Raw genomic sequence first — 17,948 nt, 5'->3', positions numbered from 1 at the left:
CCGTCGGTGGTCATCCGGCCCGGCGGTGACCGCTGGCGCGCTCGTCAGCGGGGTGGCGCGGGCTCGGCGAGCAGGCCGAGGCGGTGGGCAAGCGCGGCGGCCTCCCCCCGGTTCGTCACGTCGAGTTTCGCGATGATCCGGGAGACGTGCACGCTTGCCGTCTTCGGGGAGATGAACAACTGCTCGGCGATCCGGCTGTTGCTGTGCCCCTCGGCGACCAGCCGCAGCACCTCCCGCTCCCGGGCGGTCAACAGATCGGCGCCGGCCCCACCCTGACCCGTCCCACGCAGGCCGACCCGCCGCGCCAGGGTCGCGGCCGCCTCGGCCAGCGGTGTCGCGCCCAACCGCCGGGCGATCTCCGTGGCCTCGGTGACCGCCGCCGACACCTCGTCCCGCTCGCCGCCGGCGGCGGCCGTCTCGGCCAGCGCCAACAACGCCCGACCGAGCGGGTACGGCTGCCCGTCGGCACGCCACGCGTCCACCGCCGCCCGCCAGGCCGGCAGCGCCTGGTCGCCGATCGCCAGCAGCGCGGTGACCTGGGCGGCGTGCGCCCGCGCCGCCGGGTGCCGGACCGGCAGGTCCGCGGCGAGCGCGCTGACGGCGGCAGCCAGGTCCCGATCACCAACCCGGGCGGCGGTACGGGCGACGGCGCTGAGCACCGGCCAGCCTTCCCGGGGCAGTTGCGGCAGATGCGCGTTGGCCACCGCGACGCGAGCGGCGCGTACCGCCTCGATCTTGTCGTCGGCGGCCAGCGCCGCCTCGATCGCCAGCTCGTGCAGGGGCAGCCGGTGGTTGGGCCACAGGTAGGGCCGGCCCAGGAAGGCCAACGCCCGGTCGACCAACTCCTCGGCCCCCGGATGGGCGCGGGCCAGCCGCAGCCCGGCGCCCACCTGGAGCCAGTGCAGCCCGGTGACGCCGGACAGGTCGATCCGGGCGGCCTCCGCGCACACCCCCTCGGCCTCGTCCCACCGACCCAGCGCGATCAGCGCCTCGGCCCGGTTCGACAGCAGGTACGCCCCGGTCGAGCGGCTGATCCCCACCCGCCGCGCCTCGGCCACACCGGCCTCCGCCGCCTGCGCGGACTCGGCGTAGCGGCCCAGTTCGCAGAGCATGTCCGACTGGAACACCTTGGCGAGCACGAGCGTCGGTGTGTCCCCGGCCGTACGCGCGGCGGCCTCGACCGTGGCCAGCCCGGCCAGCCCATCCTCCAGATCCCGTTCACCGTGGCAGAGCATGGCGATCCGCGTCGGCAGCAGGGCCAACTCCTCGCCGAGGGCCGCGGCGGCGGCACCCGCCTCGGCGGCCACCTGGGCGGCCCGCTGAGGAGCGATCTTGGCCAGGTGGGTGGCGATGTCGGCGAGCAGCCGGACCCGCTCCACGCCGATCGGGCCGCCGGCCGCCAGCCGGTACGCCTCGTCCAGCTCACGGCTGCCGTCGCTCTTGCCGAGCAGGGCCATCAGTCGACCCCGTTGGTCCAGCAGGCGGGCGGCACGCAGCGGCGCGGCGTCGGCGTCCACCTCGGCCAGCCCGGCCCGGGTCAGGGTGATGGCCCGGCTGAAGTCCCCGGCGGTGATCGCGGCGTCCAGGGTCTGCTCCAGCAGCCCCAGGTGGTCGATGCCGAGCAGGTCGGCGGCATCGGGCACCAGTTCCCACAGCTCCAGCGCCCGTTCCAACAGTCGACGCTGCTCGGCGTAGGCGTACCGGTCGGCGGCGTCGCGGGCCGCGGCGAGCGCGGCGACCAGGGCACGCGGGTGGTGGTGCGCGGCGTACCAGTGGTGGGCGATCTCCGCCGGTGCCCGGCCGACGGCGACCAGGTGCGGCTGCGCCTCGATCGCGGCGGCGAAGCGGGCGTGCAGCCGGGCGTGTTCGCCGGGCAGCAACTCGTCGTGCACGGCCTCGCGGACCAGCGCGTGCCGGAACTCGTAGTCGCCGTCCGGGTCGGCCACCACGAGTTGGGCGGCGACGGCGGCACGCAGCGCGTCCTCCAACTCGGTGTCCGGCAGGCCGGCGACCTCGGCGAGCAGGTCGTGGGCGAACCGGGTGCCGCCGGCCGCGGCGATCCGCAGCACCCGCTGGGACGGCTCGGGCAGCCGGTCCACCCGGGCCAACAGCAGGTCGCGCAGGGTCTCGGGAAGCGCCGCGCAGCCGAGCGGATCGCCGGCCACGGCCAACTCCTCGATGAAGAAGGGGTTGCCCTGGGTGCGCCCGTGGACGTCGTCGACGGCACGGGTGGACGGCTCGACACCGAGCAGATCCGCGAGGACCGCGCCGGTGCCGTCGCGGTCCAGCCGCCCCAGCTCGACCCGGTGTACGCCACGGACCCGGTCCAGCTCGGCCAGGAACGGGCGCAACGGGTGCCCGCGCTGCAACTCGTCGGTGCGGTAGGTGCAGACCAGCAGCAGCCGGCCCGGTCGGGCCGCCCGGACCAGGAAGCCGATCAGGTCGCGGGTGGAGCGGTCGGCCCAGTGCAGGTCCTCGATCATCAGCACCAGCGGCCGGACCTCGGCGAGCCGCTGGAACAGCTCGGCGACCAGGTCGAACAGGTAGCCGCGCGGGGCGTCGCCGACCGGGGCGGCGCTCGGCGCGGCCAGCGGCGCCCGGCCCAGCTCCGGCAGCAGCCGGGCGAATTCCGCCTCGTACCCGGCGAACACCTCGGGACCATCGACGCGCAGCACCGCGCGCAGGGCGGCGGCGAACGGGGCGAACGGCAGACCCGCCTCGCCCAGCTCCAGGCACTGGCCGACAAGCACCCGCGCCCCGCCGTCGGTGGTCCCGGCCGAGAACTCCTCCAACAGCCGGGTCTTACCCACCCCCGCCTCGCCACCCACCAACACGGTGGTCGGCTCCCCCGCCCCGGCGCGAGCCAGCGCCTCCCGCAACGTCGCCAGCTCACGCTGGCGGCCGACGATAACGGAGCTGGCGGCGCGTACGGTCACGGAAGCGAGCATGCCATGACGGCCGCCCGCGCCGGCCCCACCGATCGGCGGGACGGCCGGCGGTCGGCCGTCCCGCCGGTCGGGTGCCGTGGGCGTGGCCGCCGGGGCGGGCGCGGTCACCGGCGGTCGGCCGTCGCGCCGGTCGGGTGCCGTGGGCGTGGCCGCCGGGGCGGGCGCGCTCACCGGCGGTCGTCGCCGAGGCGGCGGGTCTGCTGACGGCGGCCCAGCCAGGTGCGGCCGGAACGTCGCGACACCGCGCGGGCGAGCCGGTCCGCGTCCACCTCGGCGCGCAGCTCGGCGGCGTGCGTACGGTGCAGGGAGAGCAGGAATTCCGCGTCGTTGCCGAACATGTCGGTCTCCTTCGTCGTGGCGTCGTCCTCTGCCGATGACTCTCCGCGCGAAGGCCCCACCCGGGCATGGGCACAGCGCCTGATCTTCACCGCCGGCACCCTCCTTACTCGGCCAGGCGGCGGCGGCGAGGCGACGTAAGGTACTCAGTCGGCCGGCACCCGGACGCGGATCAACGGGGCGGGCGGCGACCACTAGACTCTGCGACATGGCAAAGCCCCAGGAGAAGGTCTCGTTCGGCCAACGGCTGAAGCAGATCGGGATGGTGTTCCAGTTCACCGCCAAGCAGGACCGGTGGTTCGCGCCGTTGGTCGCCGCCGCGGTGCTCATCCCGCTCGCCCTCACCGTGGTCGCGGTCATCCTCTGGAGCTGGATCTGGCTGCCGATCGGCATCCTGTTCGTCCTGCTCGCGGTGCTGATCGTGCTCAACCTGCGGTCCAACAAGGCGATGATGAACGCCGCCGAGGGGCAGCCCGGCGCCGCGGCGCAGATCATGGAGAACATGCGCGGCGACTGGCGGGTGACCCCGGCGGTCAGCTCGACCACCCAGATGGACATGATCCACCTGGTGATCGGCCGGCCGGGCGTGATCCTGCTGGCCGAGGGCAACCCGCAGCGGGTGCGCGGCCTGCTCGGGCAGGAGAAGCGGCGGCTGTCGAAGGTGATCGGCTCCGCGCCCCTGCACGACTACGTGATCGGGCAGGAAGAGGGCGAACTGCCGATCCGCAAGCTCCGCACGACGCTGCTGCGTCTGCCCCGCGCGCTCTCCGGCAAGGACGTCAACTCGCTGGACAAGCGGCTCAAGGCCCTCACCGCCCGTCCGCAGATGCCCAAGGGCGCGATCCCGAAGAACATGCGGCCGCCGGGCGCCTCCCGCCAGTCGCGGGGCCGCTGACCCCCCAGGTGTACGCGTAAGAGCCGGACCCGAACGGGTCCGGCTCTTACCCGTCGGTGCCCCCGCACCCCGGCGCCCCGCACCTCCGCACCCCGGCGCCGCCTATCCCGGCGCCGTGCACCCCGGCGCCGCGCACCCCGGCGCCGCGCACCCCGGCGCCGCGCACCCCGGCGCCCCGCACCCGCACCCGCACCCGCACCCGCACCCGCACCCGCACCCGCACAACATCCCCGAAGTTGCTGCCTCAGACACGCCGCAGGCAGCAACTTCCCCGAAGTTGCTGCGATTTCGTTCAGATGCGGACGCCTGGGCCGCCGGAAGCGCGGCTTCAGACCACGTCGCCGGTCAAGATCGCGCTCGATCCAGGATGTAGTGGTGTCCCAGCGGTTCCAGGCCACTAAATCCGGGATCGAGCGCGATCTTGGGCGGGGCGAGGCCGGGGGCCGGAGGCCAGCAGCCGGGGGCGGGCGCTAGGCCAGCAGCCGGGCGCGAGCCCGGCTGCCGAGGGCCGAGGGCCGAGGGCGAGGGCCGAGGGCGAGGCCGCGGGGCCGCCGGCAGAGCGCGGCGGCGGGCTGGGGCTCAGCCTCGGGGTGCGTCGGCGATGACCGCGTTGGCGAATCTGTCGTGCAGGCCCCGACGGTGCTCGTCCATGATCAGTGCGGGGACGACGAGGGCCAGGAGCAGGCCGCGGATCAGTCCGCGGAGCACCCCGATCCGGCCACCGTCGTACCAGTTCACGCAGCGGATCTTCGTGATGTACATGCCCGGCGTCTGGGCGAACAGGCCGAGGAAGAAGCCGTACTCGAGCACCAGCACCAGCACCGGCGCCCAACTGTCGCGCAACGGATCGGCGAAGACGTTTGACACCAGCAGGCTGAGCACCCAGTCGATGACCAGCGCCCCGAAACGTTTGCCGAGGCTGGGTGGGGTGAAGCCGGGGTCGGTGGCCGGCGCGGCCGGGGCGTGCGGATTGGTCACAGCGGTCAAGGGTATCCGCGCGGGGATGGGGACTTGCCGGGTGTCGCCTGCACGGCGTGCTGATTCGGGCCAACGGCATCAAATGTCATTACACTGGCACAGTCGGACGGCGCTCGCGGCGGGCCGGGGGCGTGGACCGGAGCGCCACTGACGCTCTGCGCGGGACGTAACACGGCAGAAACAACGGAGACACGGCCGGGCAACCGCCTGGCCCTAGCGTCGCCAGAAGCCTAGCCACCCCGTGGACGTGCCAGGAGGATGTGTGTTCGCCAATCCCGAGGAACTGCTGCGATACCTCAAGAACGAGGACGTGAAGTTCGTCGACGTTCGTTTCTGTGACCTGCCCGGCGTGATGCAGCACTTCAACCTGCCGGTCGAGTCCGTCAACGACGATCTTTTCACCGACGGCCTCGCGTTCGACGGTTCGTCGATCCGCGGTTTCCAGGCGATCCACGAGTCGGACATGCTCCTGCTCCCGGACGTCGCCACCGCGTTCATCGACCCGTTCCGCGCGCAGAAGACGCTCGCGCTGAACTTCTTCATCCACGACCCGTTCACCCGCGAGGCCTACAGCCGCGACCCGCGCAACGTCGCGAAGAAGGCCGAGGCGTACCTGGCGGCGAGCGGCATCGCCGACACCGCCTACTTCGGCGCCGAGGCGGAGTTCTACATCTTCGACTCGATCCGCCACGAGACCTCGGCGCACCAGTCGTTCTACTACATCGACTCGATCGAGGGCGCCTGGAACACCGGCCGCGAAGAGCAGGGCGGCAACCTCGGTTACAAGACCGCGTACAAGGGCGGTTACTTCCCGGTGCCGCCGGTCGACCACTACGCCGACCTGCGTGACTCGATCGTGCGCCGGCTCGTCGACACCGGCTTCAACGTGGAGCGCTCGCACCACGAGGTGGGCACCGCCGGGCAGTCCGAGATCAACTACCGGTTCTCCACCCTGCTGCACGCAGGTGACCAGCTCCAGCTCTTCAAGTACATCGTGAAGAACGAGGCCTGGGCCAACGGCAAGACCGCGACCTTCATGCCCAAGCCGCTGTTCGGCGACAACGGTTCCGGCATGCACACCCACCAGAGCCTCTGGCTCAACGGTGAGCCGCTGTTCTACGACGAGACCGGCTACGCGGGTCTGTCCGACATGGCCCGCTGGTACATCGGCGGTCTGCTGCACCACGCACCGTCGCTGCTGGCCTTCACCAACCCGACGGTCAACTCGTACCGCCGCCTGGTGCCGGGCTACGAGGCGCCGGTCAACCTGGTCTACTCGCAGCGCAACCGTTCCGCCTGCACCCGCATCCCGGTGACCGGCAGCAACGCCAAGGCCAAGCGCGTCGAGTTCCGCGTGCCGGACCCGTCGGCCAACGTCTACCTGGCCTTCTCGGCCATGATGATGGCCGGCCTGGACGGCATCAAGAGCAAGATCGAGCCGCCGACGCCGATCGACAAGGACCTCTACGACCTCCCGCCGGAGGAGTGGGGCGACGTCAAGCAGGTGCCGGGCTCGCTGCCGGCCGTGCTCGACTCGCTGGAGGCCGACCACGACTACCTGCTCGACGGCGGCGTCTTCACCCCGGACCTGATCTCCACCTGGGTGGACTGGAAGCGCGCCAACGAGGTCGACCCGGTGCGCCTGCGCCCGACCCCGCACGAGTTCGCCATGTACTACGACTGCTGAGCAGTCACCGATCACCGGCCGGGCCGGCTCCGCCTACGCGGGGCCGGCCCGGCCGTTTTCGGTCCCGACACGCCGCCCCCCGCAATACCTTCGCGTCCGTTATATTACGGCCATGGACACACCCCTGCGGGAACCCACGTTCCTCATCCTCACCGCGCTCGCCGGCGAGCCGCTGCACGGCTATGGGCTGATCGGCGAGGTCAGCACCCTCTCCGACGGGCGGGTGACGCTTCGCCCGGGAACCCTCTACGGCGCGCTCGACCGGCTGGTCGACGCCGGCCTGGTCGAGGTCGACCGGGAGGAGGTGGTGGACAGCCGACTGCGCCGCTACTACCGGCTCTCCCCCGCCGGCACCAGCACCCTGACCGCCGAGACCGAGCGGCTACGGCGCAACGTCGAGGCCGCCACCGCCCGGCTGGCCCGACGCGCTCCGGCCACCCGGGCGACCACCCCCCGAGTGGCCGGAGGGCTGGCATGAGCGACCTGGAGCGCCGCTACCTGCGACTGCTGCGCGCGTACCCCGCCGACTACCGGCGTTCCCGCGGCGCCGAGATCGTCGGCACCTATCTGGACCTGGCCGCGCCGGGTCGCCGCTGGCCCTCGACGGCGGACGCCGCGGACCTGCTCCGCGGCGGGCTCCGTCAGCGGCTGCGGGCCGCAGGTGTCGCCAGCCTGACCCCCGGGGTACGCCTCGCGGCACTGCTGTCCATGGTCACCGCGAGCGTCCTCGCCGGTGTCTGGGGTACGACAGAGCTGCATCCGGCGAATATCGAATGGGGTGTACCCCACGTCGGCCCGTTTGTCTCGATCGGTGTCATCGCCTGGGCGGGCTGGCTGCTGGCCGCGATCGCCACCGCGGTCGCGTCGCGCCGGGTCGCCCGGCTGGCCATCGCCCTCGCCCTCCTGCTCACGGTGGCGCTGCCGCTGTTGGCCGCAGTGCTCGACGCATTCCGGCCGCCGCTGTTCGTGCTGCTGCCGCAGGTCATGCTCGGCCTGCTGGCGTTGGCCCTGCCCGACCGGCCCGCGACGGCGGTCCGCCTCGCGCCGCTGCTGTCCGCTGTGACGGCGGTAGCGGCGACGGAATACCTGGTGCGGCCGGGCGATGGTCTCACTTACTACGGCTTCACCGCGTTGAGCTTCCTGCCCGCCGTCGGCGGGTTACTGCTGGTCGTCGGGGCCGTGCTGGCCATGGCTCTGGCCATCGGCGGGGACACCCGCGGCGGCTGGGCGCTCGTCACACTGCTCACCCCCGCCGGCTTCCTGGCGGTGCCCGCCCTGGGCGATGCCATCGACCCGATACGCGGCGACGTCAGCTTCGCGGCGCTGGCCACGAGCACGATCGCCGTCGCGCTGGCCGGTCCCGCCGTGTTACTCCTGACCATCCTCGCCCGCGCCCGCCTGACCCTGACCATCAACCGCGCCGACCGCCACTACCCCACCTCCGGCGCGCAGTCCTGACGCACACTCGCGCGTTGATCATGAGGTTGGCGGGGCTTTCGGAGATCGACAGGACCGCTAACCTCATGATCAACGCGGTCGGGAGCGTCGGCGCAGCGTGCCGAGGAGGGCCAGGGACAGGAACAGGGCGGTCATCGCTACCGCTCCGGGGGCCTTGGTGAAGCGGGCCAGGTTGGTGCCGTCGGGCAGGGCGAGGAAGGCCGCCGCGGCGGCCGGCAGCAGGAACCACGTGGTCCGGGTGGCGGTGAGCGCGAGGAGCACCAGCGGCCAGGTCGCGTACCAGGGGTGGAAGACCGGGGACAGGACCACCGTGGCGACCAGGGCCAGGCCGGCGCCGTGCAGCGTGATCCGGGGGCGGGCTGCGCTACCTGGACCCGCCCCACAGCGGGCCATGGCCGGGTCAGCCGAGGCCCGCAGGTCCCGCCAGGCCCGCCACCACAGGAGCACCAGCACGACCGCGAGCAGCAGCAGTGCCACCGCCCGGACGACAGGCACTGCCTGCGGGTCTCGCCCGGCCAGCGCGCCGGCGTAGTCCACCACCAGGCCGACGGCGGTGGGCGGCGAGGTCCACTGCTCCGAGTCACCGCTGTGGGTCAACCCACCCACCCACCCGAACCCGAGCCCGGACACCGCGGAGCTGACCAGCAACGCGGCGAGCGACCCGCCGGCCAGCCAGCCACCGTCGCGCGCCAACGCCCGTACCGTGGGGCAGCCCCGCACCGCGGCCAGCGCGGCGAACGGCAGCACCACCGCGGCGCTGGCCTTCACCGTCACCGCCAACCCGAGCAGCACCCCGGCCACCAGCAACGACGACGGCCGACCCGGTCGGCGGACCGCGAGCAGAAGTCCGGACAGCAGCAGGCCCAGCATCACCGCGTCGTTGTGCGCCCCGGCCACCAGGTGCACCCCGACCAGCGGACCGGCCAGCGCCAGCCAGGCCGCCCGCCGGACCGGCACACCGGCCGCACGCGCCAGCCCCGGCAGGCAGAGCGCACCCAGCAGCAGCCCCGCCACGGCGATGACCCGCAGCGCCACGATCGTGCCGGTGAGCCCGCCGCCGAGGCCCACCGCGAGCGCCGCGAGCAGCACGAACACCGGCCCGTACGGTGCCGGGGTGTCCCGCCAGATCGGTGCCACCGCGTCCAGCCACGGGCAGCCCGCCGCCGCCACCGGAACCGCGTAGGGGTCGACGCCCTGTGTGTACGTCCAGCCCTGGCAGGCGTACGAGTAGACGTCGCGGCTGCCCAGCGGCGGTGCGACAAGCAGCGGCAGCGCCCACAGCCCGGCGGTGACGTACGCCCACCGGGTCGACGGCGCTCCCCGGCGCACCGACCACCACGCCCCGACCAGCAACACGGTGCCGGCCAGCCAGCAGGTGAGCGTCGCCGGGCCGTCCGGGGCTCGCCAGATCGACGCCGGTGTCGCGCCGAGCGGGGCGTTGGGCAGCGCCCCACCGAGGTACGCGGCAACGGCGAGCAGGACCGCGCCGACAAGCCCCACGTACCGGGCCAGACGAGCCGCCCGCGGACCGGAACGCGACGGACCAGAACGCGGCGGGCCAGAAGACGGCGGGCCGGAACGCGACGGGCCAGAACGCGGCGGGCCGGGAGCGGTCACCGGCGCACCTTCCCTCAGTCGGCGGCGACCGGCTGACGGGCCGCCCGAGCCGACCGTACCAACCAGACGACCAGGGCGATCACCAACAGCGTCATCAGCGGCGCCCCGACCGTCTTGGTGAACCGGGGCAGGCCGGTGCCGTCGGGCAGCACCAGGAACGACGCGACGAGCGCGACGACGGTGAACCATCCGGTCCGGCGGGCGGTGGCCGCGAGCACCGCGAGGGGCCAGACCCAGTACCAGGGGTGGAACAGCGGCGCGAGGGCCACAGTGGCGGCCAACGCCAGCGCGGCGTACCACAGCGGCTCCCGGGTGCGGGCCCGCCACCAGAGCCAGACCAGCAGCAGCGCCAGCACCCCCACCCCGATCCCCCGGGTGACCGGCAGCGCGTCGATGTGCCCGCCGAACGGCACCGCCAGGTAGCCGACGGTCTGGCCGATCGCGGTGGACGGCGACGTCCAGGCGATCACGTCACTGCCGCTGGCCAGCCCGGCGACCCAGCCGAAGTCCAGCCCCGACGCGAGGGTCACCCCGGCCACGACGGCGACCGCGCCGCCGACCACCCACCCGCCGTGCCGGAGCAGTGCCCGGATCGAGTACCCGCCGACGATCGCGGCCAGCGCCGCGAACGGCACCACGACCAGCGCGGTCACCTTGATCGCGGCGGCCAGGCCGAGCAGGGCGCCGCCGGCGAGCAGCGGGCCGGGACGGCCCGGCCGGGAGACGACCACTGCCAGCCCGGCGACCAGCAGGCCGACCATCAGGGCGTCGTTGTGCGCGCCGGCGACCAGGTGTACGGCGACCAGCGGGCAGCCCAGCGCCAGCCAGATCGCCCGGCTGGCGGGGACGCCGACGCGTCGCGCCAGCACCGGCAGGCTGACCGCGACCAACGCCACCCCGGCCACCGCGATCAGCCGGAACACCACGATCGCGCCGGTCAGCGAGCCGGTGGCCTTCACCACCGCGCCGGCGAGCACCACGAACAGCGGCCCGTACGGCGCGGGCGTGTCCCGCCAGATGTACGAGATGGTGTCCAGCCAGGGGCAGGGCAGCGCGGAGACGCCCTGCTCGTACGGGTTGATGCCCGCGGTGTAGCTGGCGCCCTGGCACGCGTACGCGTACACGTCGCGGCTGGCCAGCGGCGGTGCGATCAGCAGCGGCAGCAGCCAGAGCCCGACGGTGGTCAGCGCCCAGCGCGTCGACGGCACGGAGTCCCGCAGCGCCCACCAGGCGTAGGCGAGCAGCGAGGTGCCGACCAGCCAGGCGACGAGGACGAGCGGACCGTTCTCACCCTGCCAGATGCTGACCGGGGTGGTACGCAGGGGGGAGCCGGGCAGGGCGCCGCCGAGGAACGCGGCGACGGCCAGCAACGCCGATCCCGCCAGTCCGGTCCAACGCGCGAGGTGGTGAGGCACGCCGGACATGCTGCCAGTACGGTGGTCGCGGTACGGAGGTGGGCATGCGGCACAGTCGGGTGGTGGCGGTGGCCACCGGTTCCGCAGTCGTGCTCGCCGCGCTCTGGCTGGCCCTGCCGCTGATGGGGTCGGACCTCGCCGCGCAGGTGGCTCGCGCGGACTTCTTCGCGGCCCACGGCCCCACCCCGGTCGACCTGCGCTGGTACGCCGGGGTGCAGCAGTTCGGCTACAGCCTGCTCTCCCAGCCGGTGATGGCGCTGCTCGGCGTACGGGTGACCGGCGCGCTCGCGCTTGTGGCGTCGGCTGCCGCGCTGGCCGCGCTGCTGGTCCGCACCGAGGTGCCCCGACCGCTGCTGGGCAGCCTGGTCGGGGTGGTCACGCTGGCCGGCAACCTGGTCTCCGGTCGGGTCACGTACGCCCTGGGTGTGGCGTTCGGGCTGGCCGCGCTGCTCGCGCTCACTCGCCGAGCCGGACGAGGGCGGGTGCGGCTCGTGCTCGCGGCGGTCGCCGCACTGCTGGCCTCGGCGACCAGTCCGGTGGCCGGCCTGTTCGTCGGCCTGGCGGGCGTGGCGCTGCTGCTGACCCGCCGGTACGCCGACGGTCTGGCGCTCGGTGTCGCGGCGGCGGTGCCGCTGGCCGCGACGGCGGTGCTCTTCGGCGACGGCGGCTGGATGAACATCAGCCGCACCGACGCGGTGCGCGCGGTGGTGACCAGCCTGGCGGTGGCGGCGCTGGTGGCGTACCGGCCGGTGCGCTTCGGTGCGCTGCTCTCCGCCGCCGGGGTGCTCGCCGCCGCCCTCGTACACACGCCGGTGGGGTTGAACGCGACCCGACTGGTGACGATGTTCGCGCTGCCGGTGCTGGCCGCCGCCGCCCGCCCGCCGGCCTGGCTCCCCGACCGCCTGGCCCGCCCGACGGCCGCGCGCGCCACCCCGACCGGCGCCACCCCGACCAGCGCCACCCCGACCGGCGCCACCGCAGCGCGTGCCGCCACGGTGGGATGGTCGCGGTGGGCTCGGCTGCGCGGCGGTGTGGGCCGGACCGCGCTGCTGGTGGCGGTCTGCGTCTGGCAGCCGCCGGCGGTCCCCGCCGACCTACGTGGCATCGGCGACCCGACGAGCGCGCCGGGCTACCACGCGCCGCTGCGCGCGTTCCTGGCCGGGCAGCGGCTCACCGGCCGGGTCGAGGTGCCGCCGACCCGCAACTACTGGGAGGCGGCCCGCCTCGGTGAGGTGCCGCTGGCCCGGGGTTGGCTGCGGCAGGCCGACATCGACCGCAACCCGCTGTTCTTCACCACCGTGCCCGGCGCGGCCGGCACCGGCGTACCGCTGACCCCGAGCACCTACCGGGCCTGGCTGGCGGAGAACGCCGTGCAGTACGTGGCGCTGCCGGACGCCCCGCTGTCCTGGGTGGGGCGGGCCGAGGCGGAACTGGTCGAGGGCGGGTTGCCCTACCTGACGCCGGTCTGGTCCGGGCCGCACTGGCGGGTCTGGGCTGTGGCCGACCCGACGCCGCTGGTCGCCGCACCCGCCGAGCTGACCCGCGCCGACGGCGCCAGGGTGACCTTCCGGGCACCGACCGCCGGCCCGGTGGCCGTCCGGGTCCGGCACAGCCGGTGGCTTGTCGCGTCCGGCGACGCCACGGTCACCGCCGACGGCGACTGGACCACCGTCACCGTGCCCGGTCCCGGCGAGTACACCCTCGGCAGCTGACGCCGCTACGCCTCCAGCACCCGTTGCGCGGCGGCGCGGGAGCGGCGGCCGGTGCGCAGGTACTCGTCGAGGAACTCCCCCGGGTCGTCGCGCCCGAGCAGCCGGGCCACCCCGGCCAGCTCCACCCCGTGCCGGGGAAGCTGATCGCCGGCCCGACCCCGGACCAGCATCAACGCGTTGCGGACCTGCGCGGCCAGGGACCACCCGGCGGCCATCTCGGCGGCGTCCGCCGGGTCGATCAGGCCGGCCCGTTCGGCCGCCGCGAGGGCATCGAGGGTACGCGTGCCGCGCAGCGCCGGGATCCGGCCCGCGTGCCGGAGCTGGACGAGCTGCACCGCCCACTCCACGTCGGCGAGCCCGCCCCGACCCAGCTTGGTGTGGGTGGCCGGATCCGCGCCGCGCGGCAGCCGCTCGGTCTCCACCCGCGCCTTGATCCGGCGGATCTCGACGACCTGCTCCCGGGTCAGCCCGTCGGCCGGGTAGCGCACCGGGTCGATCATCGTCTCGAACTCGGCACCCAGGTCGGCGTCGCCGCAGACGAACCGGGCGCGCAGCAGCGCCTGCGCCTCCCACACCCGCGACCAGCGGGCGTAGTACGCCGCGTACGCGGCGAGACTGCGCACCAGCGGACCCTGCCGGCCCTCCGGGCGCAGGTCGGCGTCCACCCCGAGCGGCGGGTCGGGGGCGGGTACTCCGAGCAGCCGGCGCAGTTCCTCGGCTATCGCGTGCGCCGCGGCGCTGGCGTCGCTCTCGTTGGCCCCGGCGGGCGGGTCGTAGACGAACAGCACGTCGGCGTCGGAGAGGTAGTTCGACTCGTACCCGCCGAGCCGTCCCATCCCGATCACCGCGAACCGCAGCCCCGCCGCGGCCGGCTGGCTGGCCCGGGCGGCGCGCAGCGCGGCGGCCAACGTGGCATCGGTGACGTCGGCGAGCGCCGTGCCGACCTCGGTGATGTCGACGAGCCCGACGGCGGGCCGGTGCACGCCCTCCGGCCGGCTCGGGGTGGGCGCGAGCGCGCCGGCCCGGCAGAGCACGTCCGCGCAGGCCACCCGGACCAGTTCCCGACGTCGCAGCGCACGCACCGCACGGGTGGCCTCGACCGGGTCGGTGTGCCGGGCCGCCGCCGCGAGGAACCCCTCCCGGAGCACCTCGGGCGGGCGGGGCGCCAGCTCGTTCTCCTCGGCCAGCAGCCGCAGCGCCTCCGGGTCCCGGGCGAGCAGATCGGCGACGTACCGGGACAGGGCGAGGACCCGGGCCAGCCGTCGGGCCACCGGGCCGCCGTCGCGCAGCAGCCGCAGATACCAGGGGGTGCTGCCCAGCTTGTCGGAGACCTTGCGGTAGTTGAGCAGCCCCCGGTCCGGCTCCGGCGCGTCGGCGAACTCGCTGAGCAGCACCGGCAGCAGTGTCCGTTGGATGGCCGCCGTGCGACTCACCCCGCCGGTGAGCGCCTGCAGGTGACGCAGCGCCCCGGCCGGGTCGGCGAACCCGAGGATCTCCAGCCGGTGGCGGGCGGCCTCCGGGGTGAGTCGCAACCCGTCGGCCGGCACCCGGGCCACCGACTCCAGCAGGGGCCGGTAGAGCAGTTTGGCGTGCAGTCGGCGTACCTCGGTGGCGTGGGTGACCCACTCGGCCCGGAAGCTCTCCACGGCGCTGCGCCCCGTCGTGGCCGTGAAACCCAGGGCGGCGGCGAGCCACCGCAACGCGCCGGGCTCGCTCGGCACGGTGTGGGTACGCCGCAGGGCCTGGAGTTGCAGCCGGTGCTCGACGCTGCGCAGGAAGCGGTAGCCGCGCAGCAGCGCCTCGCCGTCGGCCCGGCCGACGTAGCCGCCGGCGACGAGCGCGCGCAACGCCGGGATGGTCCCGGGTTCGCGCAGCGTCTCGTCGACGCGGCCGTGCACGAGTTGCAGCAACTGGACGGCGAACTCGATGTCGCGCAGCCCGCCCGGACCACGCTTGATCTCGCGCTCCAGCTCCTTCGGCGGGATGTGGTCGATGATCCGGCGGCGCATGGCGCGGACGTCCTCGACCGCCTCGGGCCGTTCGGCCGCACGCCACACCAGCGGCGCGAGCTGGTCGATCCACTCCTGGGCCACCGGCACGTCACCGGCGGCCGGGCGGGCCTTGAGCAGCGCCTGGAACTCCCAGGTGCGCGCCCACCGGCGGTAGTAGGCCAGGTGGCTGGCCAGGGTCCGCACCAGCGGGCCCCGGTTGCCCTCCGGTCGCAGCGCGGCGTCCACCGGCCAGGCCACGAGCCCGCAGATGTGGATCAGCCGGGTCGCCACCAGGGTCGCCGCCGGCAGGTCGGCGTCCTCGGCCGCCACGAAGATGACGTCCACATCGGAGACGTAGTTCAGTTCGCCGCCGCCGCACTTGCCCATCGCCACGACCGCGAGCCGGGGCCGCTCGGTGCCCTCGGCCAACTCGGCGACGGCGATCTCGTACGCCGCGGCGAGCGTCGCGTCGGCCAGCGCCGACAGCGCGGCCATGGTCTGCTCCAGGCCACGCCCGGCGGTCAGGTCGGCCGCCGCGATCCGCAGCAGTGCCAACCGGTACGCGGTCCGCAACGCCGCCACCGCGTCGCCGCCGTCGGTCACCTCCAGCCGGCCCTCGGCGATCGGCGCGAGCCCGTCCGGGGCGGTCCGCAGCGCCAGGCAGTGTGCGGGGTTGGCCACCAGGTGATCGCCGAGCGCCGCCGACGCGCCGAGCACCGCGATCAGCCGCCGCCGTAGCCCCGGGTCGGTGTGCAGCTCCGCGAGCAGCGACGAATTGGCACTGCCGCCACTCGTGCGGCGTTCGGCCTCCACGATGCGGTGCAGCTGCCGCAGCGCCAGGTCCGGGTCGGCGGCCCGGGACAGCGCGGCGAGCAACTCCGCGGCCGACTCGTCCGCGGGCTCCTGCTCCGCCGGCCGCCACAGCCGCAGCCCGTCCGGGCCGAGCAGGTCCGCCGCGCGCGCGCCGCCGTCGCCGTCGGCGGTGCCGAAGCCGTACCGGGCGAGCCGGCCCGGTGCCCTGGTCGGCCGGCTCATCAGTGCCCGAGCAGCGGCAGGCCGCGCCGGATCGTGCTGTCGTCCAACTCGCCGAGGGCCAGCGCGGCGAACCGGGCGGCGAACGGCTGCCAGACCTCCTCGACGTCGGGCAGCACCGAGGCGCAGGCCGCGACCACCAGCTCCGGGTCGTAGCCCAGCTCGGCGAGCTGGGTCGAATCGGTGGCCCAGTCGGCGATCATCGCGGCGTCGCACTCGATGTGGAACTGCAACCCCCAGGCCCGGTCGCCGAGCCGGAACGCCTGGTACGGGTAGCGGGTGGACGCGGCCAGCAGGGTGGCGCCCCGGGGCAGCTCGGTGATCTCGTCGGCGTGCCACTGGAGCACGTCCGGGATCAACGGCACGTACCGGAACAACAGGTCGTTCTCGGCGGCGTCGCGCCGACCGACCACGCCGGGGCCGATCTCCGGCCCGGATGGGCTCCGCTCGACCAGCCCGGCGTGCGCGGTGGCGAGCAGCTGTGCGCCCAGGCAGACCGCCAGGGTGGGCACCCGGTAGCGGACCGCCTTGCGCAGCAGGCCCTCCACGGCGGGGAACCACGGTGCGCCGGGCGAGCCGTCCGGCAGCGGGTACGCCTGTTGGTCGCCGCCGAGCACCACAAGCGCCGCGTACCCCTCCAGGTCGGCGGGGAGTTCGTCGCCGGCGTGCGGGCGAACCACCCGCAGCTCCAGCCCAGCCTCGGTCAGCCACTCACCCAGCCGGCGCGCGTCGTCCGTCGGGTCGTTCTCGATCACCAGCGCGGTTGCCACCCGTCGAGGCTAGCCGGTGCACCGCGTGCCGCCACGCCCCGCCACCGGGATGTGCGCGCCGGGCGCCGGTCCCGGATCCGGCGTTAGGCTCTGCAATTGTGATCAACGAGGACACCGCCGCCGTCCGACCGCCCGTGCTGCGACCTGGTGACACGGTGCTGCTGGTGTCACCGTCCGGGCCGACCTCGCCGGAGCGGGTGGCCCGGGGGATGGAGCTCCTGATCAGCTGGGGGCTGCGGCCGGTGCCGGCACCGAACGCGTACGCCCGCCACGGCTACCTCGCCGGCACCGACGACCTGCGCACCGCCGACCTGAACGCGGCGTTCGCCGACCCGCAGGTGCGCGGGGTGATCTGCACCCGGGGCGGGTACGGCGCCCAGCGGATCGTGGACGCCATCGACATGGCCGCCGTGCGCCGCGACCCGAAGGTGGTGGCCGGGTTCTCGGACATCACCGCGTTGCAGTTCGCGCTGTGGCGAGGTGCCCGGCTGGCCGGGGTGCACGGCCCGGGGGCGGCCTGGCGGGACGAGCGGACCCCGCTGTCCTCCGCCGAATCCCTGCACGCGGCGCTGATGACGACCGAGCCGGTGTCGATCACCGCGCTGCCCACCGAGGAGACCTTCGACGTACGCGTCCCGGGTCACGCCACCGGCACCCTGCTCGGCGGCAACCTGTGCCTGATCGCCGCGTCGATCGGCACCCCGGACCTGCCCGACCTGACCGGCGCGGTGCTGTTGATCGAGGACGTACAGGAACCCCCGTACAAGGTCGACCGGATGCTCACCCAGCTGCGGCGGGCGGGCGCGCTGGACGGGTTGGCCGGCGTGGCGGTCGGGCAGTTCACCGACTGCGGCGACGGTTGGGACACCACGATCGTCGACGTCCTCAATGAACGCCTGGGCGACCTGGGCGTACCGGTGCTCGGCGGCCTACCGATCGGCCACGGCCCCAACCAACTGACAGTCCCGTTCGGCACCGAAGCAACCCTCGACGTCAACACCAACACCCTGACGGCAGCCCCCGCGGTCCAGTAACCCCGCCCCCACCCCACCCCACCCCACCCCACCCCGGTGATCAAGAGGTTTGCGTCAGTTCCGGGCGGAGTTCTG

13 protein-coding genes are annotated in these 17,948 nt (G+C 74.3%); 6 read left to right on the top strand and 7 right to left on the bottom strand.

Annotated elements, in window-relative coordinates; translation table 11 throughout:
* Positions 1-44: 44 nt before the first annotated feature.
* Together AB0A90_RS11045 and AB0A90_RS11040 are read right to left on the bottom strand one after the other, a co-directional pair.
* On the bottom strand, positions 45-3,119 hold the full coding sequence (locus AB0A90_RS11045; RefSeq protein WP_357245039.1) for an AAA family ATPase: 3,075 nt from the start codon (positions 3,117-3,119) through the stop codon (positions 45-47).
* On the bottom strand, positions 3,116-3,286 hold the full coding sequence (locus AB0A90_RS11040) for a hypothetical protein (protein ID WP_357245037.1): 171 nt from the start codon (positions 3,284-3,286) through the stop codon (positions 3,116-3,118). The genes AB0A90_RS11045 and AB0A90_RS11040 overlap by 4 nt, the downstream gene beginning before the upstream one ends.
* A 206-nt stretch (positions 3,287-3,492) precedes the next feature.
* On the opposite strand from AB0A90_RS11040, the gene AB0A90_RS11035 reads away from it, so the two are divergent.
* Positions 3,493-4,179 carry a DUF4191 domain-containing protein gene (locus AB0A90_RS11035; protein ID WP_357245035.1) on the top strand — a complete coding sequence of 229 codons (687 nt, stop codon included), beginning with the start codon at positions 3,493-3,495 and terminating at the stop codon, positions 4,177-4,179.
* A gap of 579 nt (positions 4,180-4,758) precedes the next feature.
* Here AB0A90_RS11035 and AB0A90_RS11030 read toward each other — a convergent pair.
* On the bottom strand, positions 4,759-5,157 hold the full coding sequence (locus AB0A90_RS11030) for an RDD family protein (protein WP_357245033.1): 399 nt from the start codon (positions 5,155-5,157) through the stop codon (positions 4,759-4,761).
* Between the two features lie 262 nt (positions 5,158-5,419).
* Between AB0A90_RS11030 and glnA the strand changes: the two genes are divergently transcribed.
* The 3 genes from glnA (at position 5,420) to AB0A90_RS11015 (ending at position 8,302) form a co-directional block, all read left to right on the top strand.
* Positions 5,420-6,844 (top strand): type I glutamate--ammonia ligase, encoded by a 1,425-nt coding sequence (gene glnA / locus AB0A90_RS11025; protein ID WP_357245031.1) that lies wholly within the window; start codon positions 5,420-5,422, stop codon positions 6,842-6,844.
* 112 nt (positions 6,845-6,956) lie between these two features.
* Positions 6,957-7,322, top strand: coding sequence for a helix-turn-helix transcriptional regulator (locus AB0A90_RS11020; protein WP_357245029.1), 366 nt, complete (start codon positions 6,957-6,959; stop codon positions 7,320-7,322).
* Complete coding sequence (locus AB0A90_RS11015; protein WP_357245027.1) at positions 7,319-8,302, top strand: hypothetical protein; 984 nt, start codon at positions 7,319-7,321, stop codon at positions 8,300-8,302. Before AB0A90_RS11020 ends, AB0A90_RS11015 begins: the two co-directional genes overlap by 4 nt.
* A 69-nt stretch (positions 8,303-8,371) precedes the next feature.
* Here AB0A90_RS11015 and mptB (AB0A90_RS11010) read toward each other — a convergent pair whose 3' ends face one another.
* Both mptB (AB0A90_RS11010) and mptB (AB0A90_RS11005) read right to left on the bottom strand, forming a co-directional pair.
* A complete protein-coding gene (gene mptB / locus AB0A90_RS11010) occupies positions 8,372-9,814 on the bottom strand; it encodes a polyprenol phosphomannose-dependent alpha 1,6 mannosyltransferase MptB (protein ID WP_357245204.1) in 1,443 nt (480 codons plus the stop codon).
* Positions 9,815-9,933: 119 nt separating this feature from the next.
* A complete protein-coding gene (gene mptB, locus AB0A90_RS11005) occupies positions 9,934-11,334 on the bottom strand; it encodes a polyprenol phosphomannose-dependent alpha 1,6 mannosyltransferase MptB (protein WP_357245025.1) in 1,401 nt (466 codons plus the stop codon).
* A gap of 44 nt (positions 11,335-11,378) precedes the next feature.
* Between mptB (AB0A90_RS11005) and AB0A90_RS11000 the strand changes: the two genes are divergently transcribed.
* The gene (locus AB0A90_RS11000) at positions 11,379-13,046 is read left to right on the top strand and encodes a hypothetical protein (RefSeq protein WP_357245023.1); all 1,668 of its coding nucleotides are present in this window, start codon (positions 11,379-11,381) and stop codon (positions 13,044-13,046) included.
* Positions 13,047-13,051: 5 nt separating this feature from the next.
* Here AB0A90_RS11000 and AB0A90_RS10995 read toward each other — a convergent pair whose 3' ends face one another.
* Both AB0A90_RS10995 and AB0A90_RS10990 read right to left on the bottom strand, forming a co-directional pair.
* Entirely contained in the window at positions 13,052-16,072 is a 3,021-nt protein-coding gene (locus AB0A90_RS10995) for a bifunctional [glutamine synthetase] adenylyltransferase/[glutamine synthetase]-adenylyl-L-tyrosine phosphorylase (RefSeq protein WP_357245021.1), read from the bottom strand.
* Positions 16,072-16,839: a type 1 glutamine amidotransferase gene (locus tag AB0A90_RS10990; RefSeq protein WP_357245019.1), complete on the bottom strand. Its 768-nt coding sequence runs from the start codon at positions 16,837-16,839 to the stop codon at positions 16,072-16,074. Before AB0A90_RS10990 ends, AB0A90_RS10995 begins: the two co-directional genes overlap by 1 nt.
* Before the next feature lie 98 nt (positions 16,840-16,937).
* Here AB0A90_RS10990 and AB0A90_RS10985 point away from each other — a divergent pair, with 98 nt between their 5' ends.
* Entirely contained in the window at positions 16,938-17,873 is a 936-nt protein-coding gene (locus AB0A90_RS10985) for an LD-carboxypeptidase (protein WP_357245017.1), read from the top strand.
* Positions 17,874-17,948 lie beyond the last annotated feature (75 nt).

Source organism: Micromonospora sp. NPDC049204, from assembly GCF_040647935.1.
In the GTDB taxonomy this organism is placed as follows: domain Bacteria; phylum Actinomycetota; class Actinomycetes; order Mycobacteriales; family Micromonosporaceae; genus Micromonospora.
Note: the sequence above shows the minus strand (reverse complement) of the source record. Positions and strands in the feature narration are given on the sequence as shown.

Bases quoted from the DNA above. Each gene is read 5' to 3' on its own strand.
- AB0A90_RS11040 (WP_357245037.1), bottom strand. From the start codon at position 3,286: ATGTTCGGCAACGACGCGGAATTCCTGCTCTCCCTGCACCGTACGCAC.
- AB0A90_RS11035 (WP_357245035.1), top strand. From the start codon at position 3,493: ATGGCAAAGCCCCAGGAGAAGGTCTCGTTCGGCCAACGGCTGAAGCAG.
- AB0A90_RS11020 (WP_357245029.1), top strand. From the start codon at position 6,957: ATGGACACACCCCTGCGGGAACCCACGTTCCTCATCCTCACCGCGCTC.
- AB0A90_RS11015 (WP_357245027.1), top strand. From the start codon at position 7,319: ATGAGCGACCTGGAGCGCCGCTACCTGCGACTGCTGCGCGCGTACCCC.
- AB0A90_RS11000 (WP_357245023.1), top strand. From the start codon at position 11,379: ATGCGGCACAGTCGGGTGGTGGCGGTGGCCACCGGTTCCGCAGTCGTG.
- AB0A90_RS10995 (WP_357245021.1), bottom strand. From the start codon at position 16,072: ATGAGCCGGCCGACCAGGGCACCGGGCCGGCTCGCCCGGTACGGCTTC.